At 50.7% G+C, this 18,829-nt stretch carries 12 protein-coding genes; 11 read left to right on the top strand and 1 reads right to left on the bottom strand.

Annotated features, from left to right (window positions below; genetic code table 11):
- The first annotated feature begins 88 nt into the window (after positions 1 to 88).
- The 10 genes from GNP95_RS09385 (at position 89) to GNP95_RS26590 (ending at position 15,641) form a co-directional block, all read left to right on the top strand.
- Positions 89 to 1,420, top strand: a complete 1,332-nt coding sequence (locus GNP95_RS09385) for an ABC transporter substrate-binding protein (protein ID WP_155610559.1) — start codon at positions 89 to 91, stop codon at positions 1,418 to 1,420.
- 89 nt (positions 1,421 to 1,509) lie between these two features.
- Positions 1,510 to 2,403: a carbohydrate ABC transporter permease gene (locus GNP95_RS09380; protein WP_155610558.1), complete on the top strand. Its 894-nt coding sequence runs from the start codon at positions 1,510 to 1,512 to the stop codon at positions 2,401 to 2,403.
- A 3-nt stretch (positions 2,404 to 2,406) separates the two neighbouring features.
- Positions 2,407 to 3,240: a carbohydrate ABC transporter permease gene (locus tag GNP95_RS09375; protein ID WP_155610557.1), complete on the top strand. Its 834-nt coding sequence runs from the start codon at positions 2,407 to 2,409 to the stop codon at positions 3,238 to 3,240.
- A 485-nt stretch (positions 3,241 to 3,725) separates the two neighbouring features.
- Complete coding sequence (locus GNP95_RS09370; protein ID WP_330163332.1) at positions 3,726 to 5,111, top strand: ABC transporter substrate-binding protein; 1,386 nt, start codon at positions 3,726 to 3,728, stop codon at positions 5,109 to 5,111.
- A gap of 121 nt (positions 5,112 to 5,232) precedes the next feature.
- Entirely contained in the window at positions 5,233 to 6,120 is an 888-nt protein-coding gene (locus GNP95_RS09365; RefSeq protein WP_155610555.1) for a carbohydrate ABC transporter permease, read from the top strand.
- 27 nt (positions 6,121 to 6,147) lie between these two features.
- On the top strand, positions 6,148 to 6,990 hold the full coding sequence (locus GNP95_RS09360; protein ID WP_155610554.1) for a carbohydrate ABC transporter permease: 843 nt from the start codon (positions 6,148 to 6,150) through the stop codon (positions 6,988 to 6,990).
- Between the two features lie 59 nt (positions 6,991 to 7,049).
- Complete coding sequence (locus tag GNP95_RS09355) at positions 7,050 to 8,453, top strand: arabinan endo-1,5-alpha-L-arabinosidase (RefSeq protein ID WP_155610863.1); 1,404 nt, start codon at positions 7,050 to 7,052, stop codon at positions 8,451 to 8,453.
- A gap of 47 nt (positions 8,454 to 8,500) precedes the next feature.
- Positions 8,501 to 9,469, top strand: a complete 969-nt coding sequence (locus GNP95_RS09350) for a glycoside hydrolase family 43 protein (RefSeq protein ID WP_155610553.1) — start codon at positions 8,501 to 8,503, stop codon at positions 9,467 to 9,469.
- Between the two features lie 55 nt (positions 9,470 to 9,524).
- Positions 9,525 to 11,012, top strand: a complete 1,488-nt coding sequence (locus GNP95_RS09345) for an alpha-N-arabinofuranosidase (protein ID WP_155610552.1) — start codon at positions 9,525 to 9,527, stop codon at positions 11,010 to 11,012.
- Positions 11,013 to 11,114: 102 nt separating this feature from the next.
- Positions 11,115 to 15,641 carry a LamG-like jellyroll fold domain-containing protein gene (locus tag GNP95_RS26590; protein ID WP_196427117.1) on the top strand — a complete coding sequence of 1,509 codons (4,527 nt, stop codon included), beginning with the start codon at positions 11,115 to 11,117 and terminating at the stop codon, positions 15,639 to 15,641.
- Positions 15,642 to 15,685: 44 nt separating this feature from the next.
- Here the strand turns inward: GNP95_RS26590 and GNP95_RS09335 are convergent, their stop codons facing one another.
- Positions 15,686 to 16,582 carry a helix-turn-helix transcriptional regulator gene (locus GNP95_RS09335; RefSeq protein ID WP_155610550.1) on the bottom strand — a complete coding sequence of 299 codons (897 nt, stop codon included), beginning with the start codon at positions 16,580 to 16,582 and terminating at the stop codon, positions 15,686 to 15,688.
- A 141-nt stretch (positions 16,583 to 16,723) separates the two neighbouring features.
- Here GNP95_RS09335 and GNP95_RS09330 point away from each other — a divergent pair, with 141 nt between their 5' ends.
- Positions 16,724 to 18,700 (top strand): glycoside hydrolase family 127 protein, encoded by a 1,977-nt coding sequence (locus tag GNP95_RS09330; protein ID WP_155610549.1) that lies wholly within the window; start codon positions 16,724 to 16,726, stop codon positions 18,698 to 18,700.
- The last annotated feature ends 129 nt before the right edge of the window (positions 18,701 to 18,829 follow it).

Here is an 18,829-nt window from a genome sequence, read left to right as displayed (position 1 = left end):
AGCAGCGTACAGCCGCCGGATTTAACCGGTATGCACAATTTTAACTTCTATGATCTGCACTTAAAAGAAAATTTTAAGGAGGTCAACAATGAAGCAAAGATGGTTTATTGTGTTTGTCGCAATGTCAATGACGCTCGCATTGTTCGGTTGCGGGCAGTCGACTAAGAGCACGGGAGGGGAGACCTCGGTTCTCGACGGAGGAGCAGGTGAAGGCGCAACGGAATTGTCCTATTGGACATTCGTGGAGCTACACGGTCAACATTTTGAGAAGATGCTTGGCAAATGGAACGAGGCCAACCAGGATCGGCAAATCAAGTTGAATGTGACAGTAATGCCTTACGATGACATGCATAATAAACTATCGATCGCCGTGCAAACAGGGGTTGGGGCTCCCGATATCGCGGATATTGAGCTGGGCAAGTTCCCGGACTTCCTGGCAGGGACTCCCCAATTGGTGCCTTTGAATGACGTGATTGACCCGTATCGCGACACGATCGTGAAATCGAGGGTCGACCTGTACAGCAAGGACGGCCAAAATTACGGCGTGCCTACCCATGTAGGCGCATCGGTTGCGTTCTATAATACGGAAATTCTAGAGCAGGCTGACGTTGACTACAAGACGATCGAGACCTGGGAAGACTTCAAGCAGGCTGGAATCAAAGTTTACGAAGCCACCGGCAAATACATGGCTACCGCCGATACCAGCGCAACCTGGCAGACCTCGATGCTGCTTGCGCAGCAGGGCAGCGATTTCACGGATGAGGCTGGCAAGCCCGTTGTAAACTCGGAACAAATGGTCAAAGGCCTGACCATTCTGAAGGATTTGCAGGACAGCAATGTTCTATCGACGATTGCCGGAGGGCAGCCGGATACCGAGGAAGCCTATGGCGAATTCAATGCGGGCAATTACGCCACCGCTTTCATGCCACTTTGGCAAATGTCGAGGTATACGAACTATATGAAGGATTTATCCGGTAAAATCGCAATCGCGCCAATCCCCGTCATCGAGAAAGGGATGCCGCGCTCTGTTGGCGGGGGAGGCACGGGCACCGTCGTGACGAAGACGGCCAAGGATATTCAGCTGGCCAAGGACTTCCTGGCCTTCGCCAAATTATCGCTGGATGCGAATAAGGAAATATGGAATACGCTGGGCTTTGATCCGGTCAACATGGACGTCTGGGAGATGAAGGACGTTACTCACAACCCAGACAACCAGTTCGTGCAATATTTCCAGAACAACCCTTTCGATGTTCTGAATGAGCTCAAGGGCGAAATTCAGCTGATCAAATCGACCTCCGCGACGCCAACGATCAACAATGTCCTTTGCACAGTTACCTTGAACGAAATATTTGAAGACGGCAGAGATATAAAGGAAGCACTAGACGCAGCTCAAGCGCAAATTGAACAAGAATTGAAATAGCAACCGTATTGGCAATCGCTTATTCATCAATTCAGGAGGCTGCTCTTCCCAAGGGCAGCTCCGACTCAATTTCATAAAGGAGTAGTGCAATGATCAAAAAATTTCTCTACTCGCAAAAAGTCGCTCCCTACGTTTTTGTGCTGCCTTTTATCCTCGTGTTTTTATTCTTCTGGGTCTATCCGCTAGGCAGCTCCTTTGGCATGAGTTTTCAGAAAATACAGCTCGGGCAGGAAGCCAGTTGGGTCGGCTTCAGCAATTACGAGAAGCTGATGGGCGACGGCGTATTCCTCAAAGCCGTAACGAACAGCGCCGTTTATATGGTGCTTACCCTAGCTGTACTGATTCCATTTCCGATGCTGTTTGCCGTACTCATCAACAATAAATTCATGTGGGGGAGAGATTTCTTTAAATCCTCCTTCTTCTTTCCGGCATTGACCTCCGTGGTCGTGGCCGGGACGATCTTTCGGCTGATGTTTGGAGAAATGGAAGGCTCGATGATCAACAGCGTGCTGGCCTGGTTCGGGATTGGACCGGTCAAATTTCTGAAGGGGCAGGTTACCGGACTTGTAGCTTTGGTGTCGCTGGCGACCTGGAGATGGACAGGGGTCAATATGCTTTATTTTTTGGCAGGCCTCAAAAATATCCCGGACGAATACTATGAAGCCGCCTCGATCGACGGAGCGTCGTCCTTGCAGAAATTCACAAGGATTACGATGCCTTTATTAAAACCGACCACGATCTATGTATTGACGATCAGCATTTATGCGGGTCTCGCGATGTTCATCGAGAGCATGATGCTGTGGAACGGGAATAACTCGCCCAAGAACATCGGCCTCACGATCGTCGGTTATTTGTACCGGCAAGGAATCGAGAAGAACAATCTCGGATATGCGGCAGCCGTCGGCATTGTGCTTTTGGCGATCACGATGATCATCAATCTGACGCAGCTGGCCTTTTCCGGGATGTTCAAGAAGGAGGAGTGACGAATGAGCAGGGATATGACTGTTAAAATCATCCTTTTTGCCTTTTTCGCCATCCTGTGTGCGCTAATTCTCATTCCGTTTTATGCCGTAACCATCGCCTCCTTCAAGCCGGGGGAGGATTTGATCCGCTACGGGCTGAATTTGAGTTTCGACCTCTCGGTCATGAATTTTGATAACTTCGTTTATTTGTTCTCCGGGAACCATGCGTATTTCACCTGGTTTTTCAACTCGCTGCTGCTGACGATTGTCCAGGTGGTGCTAACTTTGCTGGTTAGTGCGACGGTGGCTTACGGGTTTTCGGCCTACGAATTCAAGGGTAAGAACTTCCTGTTTATCTGCGTGCTGCTGATCATGATGGTGCCGTTTGAAATTCTGCTGCTGCCCTTGTATACGCTGACCCATAATATCGGTCTCATGAACTCCTATTCGGCCATCGTGCTTCCGGGGATCGCCAGCGCCGCGACGATCTTCTTCTTCCGGCAATACTTAAGAGGCGTGCCGAAGGAGATTATTGCTGCGGGCCGGGTTGACGGGGCTACCGAATATGGGGTTTACGTAAGATTGATCCTGCCTGTCATGAAGCCGTCTTTTGCGGCGATGGCGATTCTGAACGGCATGAACAGCTGGAATAACTTCCTGTGGCCGTTTATGGTGCTGAGCGATGCCGGGAAGTACACGCTCCCGATTGGCCTCAAGACGCTGCTCACACCATACGGAAACAACTATGATTTATTGATTGTAGGCTCGTTTTTTTCGATTCTTCCCATTTTTATTTTATTTGTGGCCTTCCAAAAATATTTCATCGATGGCATGACGGCCGGGGCGGTAAAAGGTTAGCTAGCCGCCCCTAAACCATAGGAGATAGCAACTGACCACCTAATTGATGAGGCACCTGCAGGTGCTTTTTTCTTCATTTACGGTTGGACAAGGTCATGGGAAGCCCATTTTATTTTAATGAAGCCTAAATAAACGCTTTTTATTACCCATAAAACATCCTAAAATTTGATTGAAAAGCCAATATATAAATAGAAATAAGGATGATATAATCTTTATATTATATATTTATATAAAATTAATTACCCTAAATAAGCGCTAATTTGATTTTTATCCCCCCTTTTAACGTGATTCACCATTTAATTTTAAATAATTATAAAAAGTTTTAAGTTTTATTATTTACAATCTACGTTCTATATGTTATTTTATATTTGCAAGCGGATTCATTCAATTATTTAAAAATAGTTTTACATATGGTTGAAGAATACGTAGGCTTAACATTTCTATTTTACGCAATGTTAAATCAATATTCATTAGGAGGGTTTATGGTGGTCAAGAAAAAAAGTTGGTTTACGCTCGTTTCGCTCATTCTCATCCTCTCAACCGTGCTGGCAGGCTGCGGAGGCAAAGGGAACGGTGAGGCAGGAGCCGGCAATGGCAACGGGAATGCCGGCAAATCTTCAGAGACTAAAGAGCTGACATTTATGTACCGCGGAGGTACCGATGAGCAGAAGGCTTATACGGAAGTCGTCAAGAAATTTGAAGCGGATCATCCCGGCGTAAAAGTGAAAATGGTCGTTACAGCAGCGGATCAGTATGCCACGAAACTGAAAGCGGCCATCACGGGAAATAAAGTGCCTGACGTGTTCTACTTTGAATCCGGCGATTTGAAAGCTTACGTGAACAGCGGAATTTTGATGAACCTTACGCCTTACCTGAATTATAACGACGATATTAATCTTGATAACATTTGGAAATACGGCGTTGATTTATACCGCTATGACGGCGAGATGGCCGGACAAGGCGATATCTACGGCATGCCGAAGGACGTTGGACCGTTCGCTTTAGGATATAACAAGACGATGTTCGAGAAGGAAGGCATCCCGCTGCCGGACAATGACGTCCCGATGACCTGGGATGAATTTATTGAAGTGAACAAAAAGCTGACCAAGGATACGAACGGAGACGGAAAGATCGATCAATACGGGACAGGCTTTAACGTGAACTGGGTATTGCAGTCGCTAGTCTGGAGTAATGGGGCAGACTGGATTGACGAGACAAAGACGAAAGTCACGATCGATGATCCGAAATTCGCGGAAGCGCTTCAGTTCTTTGCAGACATGCAGAACGTCCATAAAATTACGCCTTCCGCCGAAGATGCGCAAACATTGGATACCTACCAGCGCTGGATGAAAGGAGAGCTGGCCTTCTTCCCGGTAGGACCTTGGGATATGAGTACTTATGAAGGGCTCCCATTCGAATATGATCTGATGCCTTACCCTGCAGGTTCGACAGGTAAGTCCGCTACTTGGATAGGCTCGCTTGGAATCGGAGTTTCCGAGAAGACCAAATATCCGGAAGAGGCGGTCGCCCTGGTCAACTATTTGACCGCATCGAAGGATGGCATGGAAATGCTGGTTAACGCCAAGGTGCAAATTCCGAACCTGATCGATATGGCGGAGGAATGGGCTGCCGATACGTCGACGAGACCAGCCAACAAGCAGGAGTTCCTGGACATCGTAGGAGATTACGGCAGAGTGCTGCCAGGCCACTACACTTACAATGCCGAATGGTACAACCTGTTCTTTACGGATATCCAGCCAGTCCTGGATGGCAAAATTACGGCTGCGGAATATGTGAAGCAGGAACAGCCGAAGATGCAAAAGCTGTTGGATAAAGCCATTGAACAGGAGCAAAAATCGAAGAAAAAATAACCGTTCTGCAACATTAGCAATTGTAATAATCCAGTATGCAAAATGATGTTAGTCACTGAGGTTATCATACAAAGGGGCTAGCATCATTTTCATTCTGGCATCCGAAATAGAGGTGAACCGCATGAAAACCAAATCGAATCTCTATCGAAAAGAAAAAATGTACGGGCTGCTTTATGTAACTCCCCCGGTTCTGGGCTTTTTGCTATTTACCTTGTTCCCTGTGGCGTATTCGTTCTACGGTTCGTTTACGGACTGGGATGGCCTGGGGCAGATGGATTTCATCGGCCTGAGCAATTTCAAGGATTTGTTTACGGATGAACTCTTCCACAAGGCAAGCTTCAATACCATCTACATGATGATCGGAATTCCGATCGGCATCGTGCTCGCCCTGCTGATCGCCCTCGGATTGAATCGGGGCATACCGGGAACGACGACATTTCGCGTCATTTATTATGTTCCGGTTATTTCTTCGCTTGCCGCCATTTCGATTATGTGGAGCTGGGCCTTTAACGGCGATTACGGCCTAGTGAATCAATTCCTCGAACTGTTCGGCATTAAAGGGCCCAACTGGCTGATGAACAAGCATACGGTCAAACCAGCCCTAATCATGATGACCGTTTGGAAAGGCCTTGGTTACACCATGCTCCTGTATTTAGCGGCTCTCCAAAGCGTTCCCCGCTCCTATTATGAAGCGGCTGAACTGGACGGAGCCAACGGCTTCGCGGCCTTCCGCCATATCACCTGGCCGATGGTTAAGCCGGTGACCTTCTTTATCGTCGTGACGAACATTATCGGCGGGTCGCAAATTTTTACGGAAATCAACATTATGACCTCTACGGGGGGACCGGAATATTCATCGGCTTCCGTCGTGTTCTATATTTGGCAGAAGGCTTTTAACAACCTGCAAATGGGTTATGCCTCCGCCATGGCAGTCGTTCTGGGCATATTCATATTTATTGTGACCCTGATTCAATTCAAAATGAACGAGAAATCATCCTTTGATATTTGAGTATGAGGGAAAGGAGAGAATATGAATATGTCTCATTCGACTAGAATCAAGCTGACGAATACGATCATCTTCATCATATTGTCGATCGGGGCCGTTTTTATGATTGCGCCCCTGCTATGGATGCTATCTACTTCTATCAAACAAAAACTGGACGTATTTGCATTGCCTCCGGTGTGGATCCCTAGCAATCCGCAATGGAGCAAGTACTTGGAAATATGGGAAGCCGGTCCGCTGCTTAGCGGGATCCAGAACAGCGTCATTATCGCGGTATCAGTTACAGTCGTAGGTACGTTTACCTCCAGCCTGGCCGCATTTTCGTTCGCGAAGCTCAGATTTCCCGGCAAAAATCAAATTTTTCTCATGCTGCTGTCGGCGATGATGATCCCTTATCCCGCAGTCATGATTCCGCAATTTATGATGTTCTCTAAAATGGGCTGGATCGATACGCTGCTGCCGCTCATCGTTCCTGGCTTATTCGGCAATATTATTATGATTTTCTTCCTGCGGCAGTATTTGATCAGCATTCCGAACGAGGTCATTGAGGCGGCAAAAATTGATGGGAGCTCTTATTTCCGGCTCTTCTCGGTCATTACGTTTCCATTAATCAAACCTGCTGTAGCCGCTCAGCTGATCTTATGGTTCATGGGCATATGGAACGATTATCTGGCACCGATCATTTATTTGAATTCGCCGGAAAAAATGACGCTCCAGCTCGTTATAGCGAACTTTAATGCGACGTATGCGATCCAGACGGACTACCCGCTGATTATGGCGGCTTCTGTTATTGCTCTTCTACCGGTGCTGATCATTTTCCTTGTGTTCCAGAAGCAAATTATCGAGTCGGTCGCGATTTCTGGAGTGAAAGGATAAGCGAGTCTGCAGGGCGGTGAGCAGCGATGAATTTATCTAAAAAGGCGGTGCTGTCAGGCATGTCTCTATTGATGATTCTCGGGGCGGTTGGCTGCACGGGAAAAGGAGCGCCCCAACCGATATTTCCCGATTCGCCAGGTGAGATGGCGATGTACGATACGTCAATTCTTCATGCAGAAGAGAAGTGGACGGTCAATAATGCCCACGATCCTGGCATTATCAAGACGGAAGACGGCTATTATATCTTTTCCACGGACGTCAAAGTCGGAGGAGATCCGCAGCCGGGGGTCATGGTGCGCAAATCCAAGGATCTTATCCGCTGGCAATGGGTCGGCTATGCGCTGCCGGGTATTCCGGAAGAGGCTGGGGCTTGGAGCGGGGCAGTCAATTTGTGGGCTCCCGATGTCGTGAAGCATGGAGATGAGTACCGGCTCTATTATTCGGCGTCCACGTTTGGCAGCAGGCAGTCTATGATCGGCATGGCAACTTCCAAGTCCATCGAAGGTCCGTGGAAAGATCAAGGGGCTGTGCTTAAGACGAGAAGCGAGGATGTGCTGAATGCCATCGATCCTAACATTATTACGGATACCGATGGGCGGATGTGGATGGTGTACGGTTCTTTTTTTGGCGGAATTCACATCATTGAACTTGATCCGGAGACAGGGAAGCCTGGCGAGGAAGGATTCGGCACTAGAATAGCCGCACGTGATCCTATTTTGGAGGACGGGGCAGTTGAAGGGCCTTATATCATCTATAACGAGAAATTCAACAAATATTATTTGTTCGTATCCTATGATTCCTTATTCGAGGATTATAACGTGCGGGTGGCTCGTTCAGATACGATTACCGGGCCTTATGTGGACTATAACGGACGGGAAATGACCGATACCGGATTTGAGCCGCAGTATGAGGTTGGCACTAAAATTCTCGGCGGCTATAAGTTCGGTGAAGAAGAGGGCTGGATAGCGCCGGGCCACAATTCCGTTCTCAAGGATGGAGACGAGTATTACATCGTTCACCATGCCCGCGGAGAGGCGGATAAACACTGGTCATATCTGCATATCCGCAAAATTCTGTGGACGGAGGACGGATGGCCTGTCGTATCACCAGAGAGATATGCCGGAGAGAAGGAACAGGACATACCGGAGGCGCTGATCGCCGGGGAGTGGGAACGGATTGAAATCGATCCGTTTATCGACGGAATGATCGAGTCCGATCAGCTTATCCTTCACCCCAAAGGGAAGCTGGAAGGCAGCCGGGGACAAGGGACCTGGAAATTCGATGGACGGAGAACGGTGACTTTGACATGGAACGATGTTGCCGAAGGCGAGGGGAACAGCGCGAACGTGCAGCTGCTTCCTTCATGGGATTGGGAAAAAGGGGGGCAAACCCTCATATTTACCGGATTGGATGAGCGTGGAGTTTCAATCTGGGGCAAGCAAAAGGCCCAACCAGAGAGCTGAGCCTGCCCTGGATTTATACAAAATGATTTCACAAAGGAGAAACCAGAATGATAACAAACCATGAATTCAAAAATCCAATTATTGAGCAACGGGCAGATCCTTGGGTTTACCGGCATAGTGACGGCTATTATTACTTTACGGCTTCTGTTCCAGAGTACGATCGGATCGAGGTGCGCAGAGCTCGAACGATTCAAGGGCTTGGCGAGGCACAGCCCGTTGTGGCTTGGAGAAAGTATGACACCGGGCCGCTTAGCGCCAACATTTGGGCTCCGGAAATTCATTATATTCAGGGTAAATGGTATATCTACTTCGCCGCTGCACGAACAACGGAGACGAAGGACGGCTTGTTTGATCACCGGATGTACGTTCTGGAGAACAGTGCAGTTAACCCGCTTGAAGGAACTTGGGCAGAGAAGGGGCAGGTTCGCACACGCTGGGAATCTTTTGCCCTGGACGCAACCGTGTTCGAGCACCGGGGGGATCTGTACTATGTCTGGGCGCAGAAGGATCCTGAAATTGACGGCAACTCGAATATGTATATTTCCAAAATGAGTAATCCGTGGACGCTGACAGGAGAGCAGACGATGATCTCAACCCCAGAATATGACTGGGAAATCATTGGCTTCAAGGTGAATGAAGGAGCAGCGGTCTTAAAGCGCAACGGTAAAATATTCATAAGCTACTCGGCCAGCGCCACGGATCATAATTATTGCATGGGACTCTTGTATGCAGACGAAACTGCCGATCTGCTTGATCCGCAAGCCTGGTCCAAATCTCCGGTTCCCGTCTTCGTGACGAATGAGGAGAACGGGCAATATGGTCCGGGACATAACAGCTTTACGGTTACAGAGGACGGCCGGGACGTCATTGTCTATCATGCCCGAAATTACAAAGAGATTACAGGGGATCCGCTGTATGATCCAAACCGGCATACGCGCGCCCAAATCTTCCATTGGAATGAGGACGGAACGCCGAACTTCGGGGAACCTCTGCCGGATGCGCAACGAACTCGGTAATTTGCTGCTTGTCTTGTAATGGGAAAATATTATTTTTCATCTGGAGGGCATCATTTTGAAAAATATCGTGATCGTTAACGCGGACATCCGCAAAGGAACTATTAATAAGAATATTTACGGCCATTTCTCGGAGCATTTGGGCCGCTGCATTTACGAGGGGATTTGGGTTGGCGAGGACTCCCCGATCCCCAATACGAAAGGAATTCGCAATGACGTTCTTCAGGCGCTGAAGCAGATCAAGGTTCCAGTGCTGCGCTGGCCGGGAGGCTGTTTTGCCGACGAATATCATTGGAAGGACGGCGTGGGGCCTAGGGAAAGCCGCAAACGCATGGTCAACACGCATTGGGGCGGTGTGGTTGAGAACAATCATTTCGGAACCCATGAGTTCATGCTGCTCTGCGAGCTGCTGGAATGCGAGCCGTATATTTGCGGCAACGTGGGCAGCGGAACGGTACAGGAAATGTCGGAATGGGTCGAATATATGACCTTTGACGGCGAATCCCCCATGGCGAACTGGAGACGAGAGAATGGCCGGGAAGAGCCGTGGAAGCTGAAATATTTTGGCGTGGGGAATGAGAATTGGGGCTGCGGCGGAAATATGCGTCCGGAATATTACGCTGATTTGTACCGCCGCTATCAGACTTATGTGCGTAATTACGGGGACAACAAAATTTATAAAATCGCCGGCGGGGCGAATGTGGACGATTATAATTGGACGGAAGTGTTAATGAAGAATGCAGGCTGGCTTATGGACGGATTAAGCCTGCACTATTACACGATTCCGGGGGACTTCTGGCTGGGCAAAGGATCGGCCCTCGACTTTCCGGAGGACGAGTGGTTTATTACGATGAAGAAAGCTCTTCATATGGACGAATTGATCCGCAAGCACAGCACGATTATGGATAAATACGATCCCGACAAACGCGTAGGCATGATCATCGATGAATGGGGCACGTGGTTCGACGTGGAGCCGGGAACGAATCCAGGATTCCTGTATCAGCAGAACACGATTCGGGACGCACTGGTGGCCGGCTTGCACTTCAACATTTTCCACAATCACTGCGACCGCGTGCAAATGACGAACATTGCTCAGACCGTCAACGTGCTGCAGGCGATGATTCTGACGGAAGGCGAGAAAATGATCCTGACGCCGACCTATCATGTGTTCGACATGTACAAGGTTCATCAGGATGCCGAGCTGCTGGCCGTTGATTCCACCTTCGGTGAGTACGAATATAATGGCGAGAAACTGCCGCAGGTGACGGTCTCCGCTTCCAGAAATGCTTCAGGCAAAGTCCATATCAGCCTGTGCAATATCGATCATCTGCAGGATGCCGTGCTCGACCTTGAGCTTCGCGGTCTCGATGCTGCCGGTGCGAAGGTATCGGGAACGATTCTCACGGCTGACAAGATGAATGCCCATAATAACTTTGAGCAGCCGGATGCCGTCAAGCCGGTGGAATTCACTGGGGCTGCCGTGCAGGGCAATAAGCTGGCGATCAAGCTGCCGGCCATGTCCGTCGTCACGATTGCCGTAGAGTAACAGCTCATACAAGAACAAGGACCGACAGCGAGATGGAGCCATTAGTTAATCCAGTACGCTGCCGGTTCTTTTATTTATATGAATCCATAGGGGGAAATGAATGTGAAGCGTATATGGGATAAACTGCTGGCTGTCATATTGACATTGGCCATGCTGATGCCTGCCGCGGCTTTTGCCGAGTATGGCGGTTTTGCCGGTTCGGGCAGCGGCGGAAATAGCATAGGCGGCGTTAGTGACAAAAGTGGTATAAGCGGCGTAAATGCCGTAAGTAATGTAAGTGACGTAAGTAACACAACCGACATAACCGACACTGACATAAAGGGTCACTGGGCGGAGAAGCCGTTTGCCGACTGGGTTCAGAAGGGGCTGATTCACGGTTATGGCGATGGATCGTTTAAGCCAAATCAGGCGATAACGAGAGCTGAATTTGTGACCTTAGTCAATAAAGTATTTAATTTCTCGCCAATGAATGAAATTTCTTTTAAAGATATGCATGCTGAGGATGCTTATTATTCAGAAATTAAGAAAGCGATTACAGCCGGTTATTTAAGCGGATATGAGGATGGGACTGTACGCCCTGGCGCAGTGATTACGCGGCAGGAAGCGGCCGTCGTACTGGCGAAGGTGTTTGCATTGCAGCCCTCCGGCTCATCGGGCACGGCGGTGCAGCTTCAGGATGGAGAGGAGCTTCCTTCCTGGAGTGCCCCGGCGGTAGCTGCGCTGCTGATAGGCGGCTATGCGAGCGGATACCCCGATCATACTTTTAGAGGCGGTAACCCCGTAACGAGAGCCGAGGCGCTCGTTCTGCTCGGCAAGCTGTCCGGCGAAATTTTTAATCAGGAAGGTACACATTCGGGCGGCTCGTACCGGAATGCGGTCATCCATCGCGGCGGTATTGTCCTGAAGAATGCAACGATTCAAGGCAATCTGTATTTGACAGAAGGGATTGCTGAGGGAGATGTGACGCTCTACAACGTCAAGGTACAGGGCAAGGTGTACGCGAACGGGGGCGGAGAGAACACGGTCATCTTGGCCGATTCTGAAATTCGTGAAATCGTTGTAAATAAGCGGAACGGGCAAATTAGACTGGCGGCCAAAGGCCATACAAGTGTCCAGCAAATCATTGTCCAATCCAGCGCCAAATTGGAGGAAAAGGCGCTGGCGGACGGGGCCGAAGGCTTCATGCAAGTGATATTGGACGAGGCTTTGCCGAAGCACTCCAAGGTGCAGCTGTCAGGAGAATTCGCTGAGGTCGAGGTTCGTTCCTTGTCTCATCCTGAGCTTAGTTTGCTGCAGGGATTGATAAAGAAGCTCGTTCTTCGTCAGCAGGCGGCCCTGAATGTTCACGAAGGCAGTGTAATCGAGGAGGTCTTCATTCATGTAAATAAGACGATTCCGGTGAGAGGCAAAGGAGTGATTCATTCAAACGATACAAGACTCGTCCGTGAAGACGAGGGAGCTTCGGTTCCTGGCAATGGAAGTACAAATACGCCCGGAGGTTCGAGTTCAAGCTCGCCGTCCACTTCCAGACCATCGCCAAACCCGAATCCGCAGCCGAATCCGCAGCCGGGGGGCAAGCCGACATTTACCGAGGTGTCGGTGCATGACCCGTCCATTATCAAAGATGGCGGCACATATTACGTATTTGGCTCTCATATCGAGGCGGCCAAGTCGGCTGATCTGATGAACTGGACCCGGTTCACGAATGGGTACGAGACGCCGGGCAATGTGATCTTTGGCGATTTATCCGCGAATTTGGCGGGTTCGTTTGCCTGGGCTGGAGAGAATGACTCCGACAGTAAAGGCGGCTTCTCCGTCTGGGCGCCGGACGTCGTCTGGAACGAGCATTACGTGAATGAGGATGGAACTACGGGCGCTTATATGATGTATTACAGCGCATCCTCCACCTATATCCGGTCGGCGATCGGTTATGCGGTATCCAAAAACATCGAAGGTCCTTATCAATATGTGGATACGATCGTGTACTCGGGTTTTACTAGAAACGACGCTTACGATGCCGATAGCCAGGTCAACAAGAAATGGACAAATACAAATCTTCAGGCGCTGATCGATAACGGTATATTGGCCGGAAGCAACCCGAATTGGTTCAACAGCAATGGCTCCTATAACAACAGCATGTATCCGAACGCTATTGATGCAACTTTGTTTACGGATAGCAGCGGAAGACTGTGGATGACTTATGGCTCCTGGTCTGGCGGAATTTTCGTCCTTGAGCTCGATCCGCAGACAGGCCGGGCGATGTATCCGGGTCAGGATGGAGTTACGGCGGATGGCCGAATCATCGATCGCTATTTCGGTACCAAAATTGCCGGCGGATATACAAAATCGGGAGAAGGCCCGTACATTATTTATGATAAGGCTACCGGCTACTATTTCTTGAATGTGACCTATGGATGGCTGGGGGCGGACGGCGGCTACAACATGAGATTGTTCCGGGCGACCGAGCCGGACGGCCCTTACGTGGATGCGGCGGGGAATAATGCGGTTCTGCCGGGCAATACCGACAATTCGCCCTACGGCATCAAGATGATCGGCAACTTCCTGTTTGAGCGGCAGGTCGGAGAGCCGGGGACGGGCATAGGCTATGGCTATGCGTCGCCTGGCCATAACTCCGTATATTTTGAGGAAGAGACAGGGAAGTACTTCCTGCTGTTCCATACACGTTTTCCGCAAAGGGGCGAGGCGCATGAACTTCGCGTCCATCAGATGTTCTTGAATAAAGACGGCTGGCTCGTGGTCGCGCCGGAGCGCTATGCCGGGGAGAGGATTCAAACGGCGAATGCCGGCGACATTGCTGGCGATTATAAATTTGTAAACCATGGACTGGCTTATTCTGGCAATATTACGCCTGCGGTGAACGTCCGTCTGAACGAGAATAAGACGATAACAGGCGATGTCACAGGATCATGGGAGCTGCGGAATGGGCATCAAGCCGTAATTACGGTAGATGGTGTAACCTATGACGGAGTATTCGTCCGCCAGTGGGATACGGCGCTCGAACGGGAGACGATGACATTTACCGCGATCTCCTCCTCTGGAGAGACCGTTTGGGGTATCCGGCAGCCGGACAAATCGGACGAACAGATCGTGGGCGATGTGAAGAGCGCTCTGGAGCTTGGCGATACGAGCCGGGTCATGACCCATTTAACACTGCCAACGACTGGTGCCCGCGGTACGGTTATTTCCTGGCAAACCTCAGATGAAACGGTCATCACCGACAAGGGGATTATTTCACCGCCGGAGGTTGGCGAAGCGAATTTGACGGCGACACTTACGGCGACCATGACGAAAGGAACGGCGACCGCCACCAAGACATTCGAGATCGTGGTTGTGCCGATCGATCCTGCATACGGCCTGGTGGCACAGTATTCTTTTGAGGGGGATTTGCGCAACACCGCCGGCAATTTCGGCGCAGGTACAGTTACAGGCAACCGGATCGACAACACTGGCGGCACAATAACCTATCATGAAGGGGTAAAAGGCAAAGCCGCGGTATTTGACGGGAATTCCGGCATTAAACTACCGGATGGACTGATTGCCAGCGACCGATATTCTGTCGCCATGTGGCTGAATGTAGAGCAGCACACGCAATTTGCGACGAGCTTCTTCGGCGCAAAGGCGAATAACAGCTGGATCAGCCTGGTGCCGCAATCCTGGGATAACAACACGATGCTATGGTCGGGCGAGTCTTGGTACGATGCGACGACCGGCTCCAGAATCCGCGCCAATGAATGGCATCATGTGGCCTTTACGGTTGATCGCGGAACGGTAAAAGTCTTTGTCGACGGTGTACAGAAATTTTCAGGCACCGGCTTCCCGAATGTGTTTACGGACGAACACGGCACCTTCGGCTTGGGTGTGAACTGGTGGGATACGCCGTTTAAGGGCATGATGGATGAGGTGCGGATTTATGACGTGCCGATTACCGCTGAATTGGTGGCAAAGCTGTCGCAGGAATATGCTCCGGATCCGGTGGAGAACGCTGCAGAATTAACAGCTCAATTTTCCTTTGAGGATCAATTGCTTGATACAGCGGGCAGTTTTGGAGCAGGGACGGTCATTGGGGATATGATCAGTTCACCGTCCGGCGGAACCATTTCCTATGAGCCGGGCGTAACCGGCAAAGCGGCCGTATTCGACGGCGCGTCAGGCGTCCTGCTGCCGGAGGGATTGATTTCCGGCGATAGCTACTCAGTGACGATGTGGGTCTATGCGGAGGAGCTTGCACCTTATACGCCAGTTTTTTTTGGAGCACAGACTAGTGACAGCTGGATTAGTTTTCAGCCGAAGGGCCACGACGGCGTAGGAAACAGTGCGATGTTATGGGCGGGATCGAACTGGTATGATGCTGGAACCGGCGTGAATACAGTTCCGAGAGAATGGACGCATTTTGCTTTCACCGTCAACAAGGGCCATGTCACCGTGTACGTGAACGGAGAAGAGAAATTTACAGGCACCGGCTTCCCGGATGTGTTCCTGGATGACCAAGGCACCTTTAGCCTGGGCGTGAACTGGTGGGATGCGCCGTTCAAGGGCATGATCGATGAGCTGCATATTTACAAGGGGGTCATTACGGCGGATGAAGTAGCGGCTCTGGCTCATAAATAAATTCAATTAAAGCGTGCAAAGAGCTGATTCGCAGATATATGCGGTCAGCTCTTGCTTCTATTGGGAGTATGGGAGAATTGCCTGCGGAACTGCTGCGGGGAACAGCCGTATTTGCCGGCGAACCGATTGGAAAAATACGGAGTATTCCTAAAGCCGACGTAATTGGCGATTTCCGCGATTTTCCACTCCGTTTTCAGCAGAAGCAGCTTGGACTGCTCCAGACGGTAATGCTGCAAATAATCGTTTGGCGTCATCCCGTAGACCTGCTTCATGCAGCGCGTAATGTAGTTGTAATGGTAATGCAGCGCCGCAGACATATCCCCGCTCGTCAGCTCGGTGCGGTAGTTGTTTCGGATGAAGGCCTCGGTCTTCTCGGCAACAGCGACGGCGGGGGACGTATACTGTTCGAGCTGCCGTAAATCCATCATGCGCAGCAGTTCCTCGAACGCCTGCTGCTGTGTCCAGAAGGCGCTGGATTGGCGCGTGCCGGGCGTTTGCAGCAGTGTCTCCATAAGCTGGTAAGCTCTCTCCGGGTAAGGCATGTCCCACATTTTTGGCAGCTGGATGTCATAGGGAGAAGTCAGAAATTCATGATAATGCTGCTCCGACTGGAGAGCGATCTGCTGGTCGGCAGGAAATTCGGCCCACTTGCATACAGAGTGAAAATGAACCCAGTAGAATGTCGTATCCTGCTCACAGGGCTGAACTGCATAATGATAACGATCAGGAAGCAGCAGCAGCGATTGCCCGGCCGTCAAGCCCCATTTCCGGTGCTTTTCACCGATGAACAGCGTCCCGGACTTCATAAGGATGAGATCGAATTTCCCCATGTTCCGCCGGTTCGGGTGCGCTTCTCCCGGCGCGTATGAGGTATAGCCGCATTCCAGGTAATACGGAGCGGGCGGAGCCGGAAAATGGACGATTTCTGTGGCTCTGATCATAGGAACCCTCCTAGTCTATTTGTGTGATATGAGTGTGAAATATTATAAATAATAGGTTGGTGCTATTGATATTAATTATTAAATATATCGGATAGAATCAGAATTGTCAGTATGATATTTCGAAAAAGGGAGGGCTCCAGCATGAGTAAATCTATACCGTTTCAGCATGTTGACAGAGTGCCGCTTAATCACGTGAACATCCAAGACGATTTTTGGAGCTATTATATCGATTTGGTGCGCAGCGTCGTAGTTCCTTACCAATGGGATGCGCTGAATGACCGGATCGAAGCCGCCGAGCCAAGCGGGGCTATCCGTAATTTCAAGATTGCTGCCGGGCTGGAGGAGGGCGAATTTTACGGCATGGTATTTCAGGACAGCGATGTGGCCAAATGGCTGGAGGCTGTATCCTATTTGCTGGAATCGCAGCCGGATCCCGAGCTGGAGAGAACGGCGGACGAAGTGATCGAGATCATCGCTAAGGCTCAGCAGGAAGATGGTTACCTCAATACTTACTATACGCTTAAAGAGCCAGGGAGAAGATGGAGCAATTTAGCCGAATGCCATGAGCTCTATTGCGCGGGCCATATGATTGAGGCGGGTGTGGCTTATTATCGGGCGACGGGAAAAAGAGTGCTGCTCGACGTCGTATCCCGCTTTGCGGATCATATCGACTCCGTATTCGGCACAGAGCCGGGCAAGCTTCGGGGCTATGATGGACATCAGGAAATCAAGCTGGCCCTCGTTAAGCTTTATCACGCAACCGGAAATGAGCGCTATTTGCGCCTTGCCCAATATTTTGTAGAGCAGCGGGGCCAGAAGCCGAATTTCTATGAAATACAGCTGAAGGAACGCGGAGGCGAGAGTCACTGGACGGGAATTAATCATGCGATCGATTTGGAATATACTCAGTCGCACGCGCCCGTCAGGGAGCAGGAGAAAGCAATCGGCCATGCTGTCCGCGAGGTCTATATGCTGACGGGCATGGCGGATGTGGCGGCCGAGACAAAGGACGAATCGCTTCTCGCAGCTTGCCGGCGTCTGTGGGACAACATCGTGTCCCGGCAGATGTACATTACCGGAGCGATCGGCTCCATGCCGCAGGGCGAGGCGTTCTCGTTCGACTACGACCTTCCGAACGATACCGTATACGCTGAGACGTGCGCTTCCATCGGGCTGATCTTCTTTGCGCACCGGATGCTAAGGATTGCTCCCCAGGCGGAGTATGCCGATGTGCTGGAGCGGGCGCTGTACAATACGGTTGTCGCCGGCATGTCGCGGGACGGTAAGCATTTCTTCTACGTTAACCCGTTGGAGGTTGATCCTAAAGCCTGCCGCGGGGCAAATCACAAATTCGACCATATCAAGCCGGTGCGCCAGGAATGGTTCGGCTGCGCCTGCTGTCCGCCAAACGTAGCCCGCCTGCTCGCTTCATTAGGGGAGTATATTTATATGGTTCAGGGAGGCACCATCTATGCCCATCTCTATATTGGCGGGGAAGCCAAGTTGAACGTTGGAGGCAGCGAGGTACAGGTGAAGCAAACCTCCAATTATCCATGGGATGGACGGATTCGGTTCGAAATTAACCCGCAGGAGCCTGGTGAATTCGCTCTCGCGCTGCGTATTCCTGGCTGGTGCAGACATGCCCGCCTGTCCGTCAACAACGACCCATATCCGGTGGACGGCCAAGTTATTCAGGATGGCTACGTTCATATCTCCCGGAATTGGCAGCAGGGCGACTTCGTAGAGCTGGTACTGGATATGCCGGTGGAGCGTATGCGCAGCCATCCCCTGGTTCGCGGAAATGCGGGCAAAGTCGCGCTGCAGCGCGGGCCGCTTGTGTATTGTCTGGAGCAGGCGGATAACGGCGAGAACCTGCATGAAATCGTACTGCCGGCCAACGCCAAGCTTGAGGCGAAATTTGAAAACGGCTTGCTGGGGGACGTCGTAGCGATCACGGCCCAAGGCCTGCGGCAGGATGCCGCTAAGTGGCCGGGCGGGTTGTACAGCTCGGAGGCCGTGCCAGCTCTGCAAGAAGCGAAAGTGACATTTATACCTTATTACGCCTGGGCCAATCGCGGTGAAGGCGAAATGAGCGTATGGGTTCGGGAAACGATCTAACTGCAAGGCGCTGTTTGTTCGGAAAGGGTTCCATGCCGCAGGCAATCCACAGCCTGGAACCCTTATTTTCTCCTCAGCACAATGTCAAAATAGTGCAACAAATGCACAGGATTATGTAGGCCAAGAACC

The sequence above is a fragment of the Paenibacillus woosongensis genome, from assembly GCF_009725165.1.
Lineage (GTDB): Bacteria > Bacillota > Bacilli > Paenibacillales > Paenibacillaceae > Fontibacillus > Fontibacillus woosongensis.
This window is presented reverse-complemented; position numbering and strand designations above follow the sequence as displayed.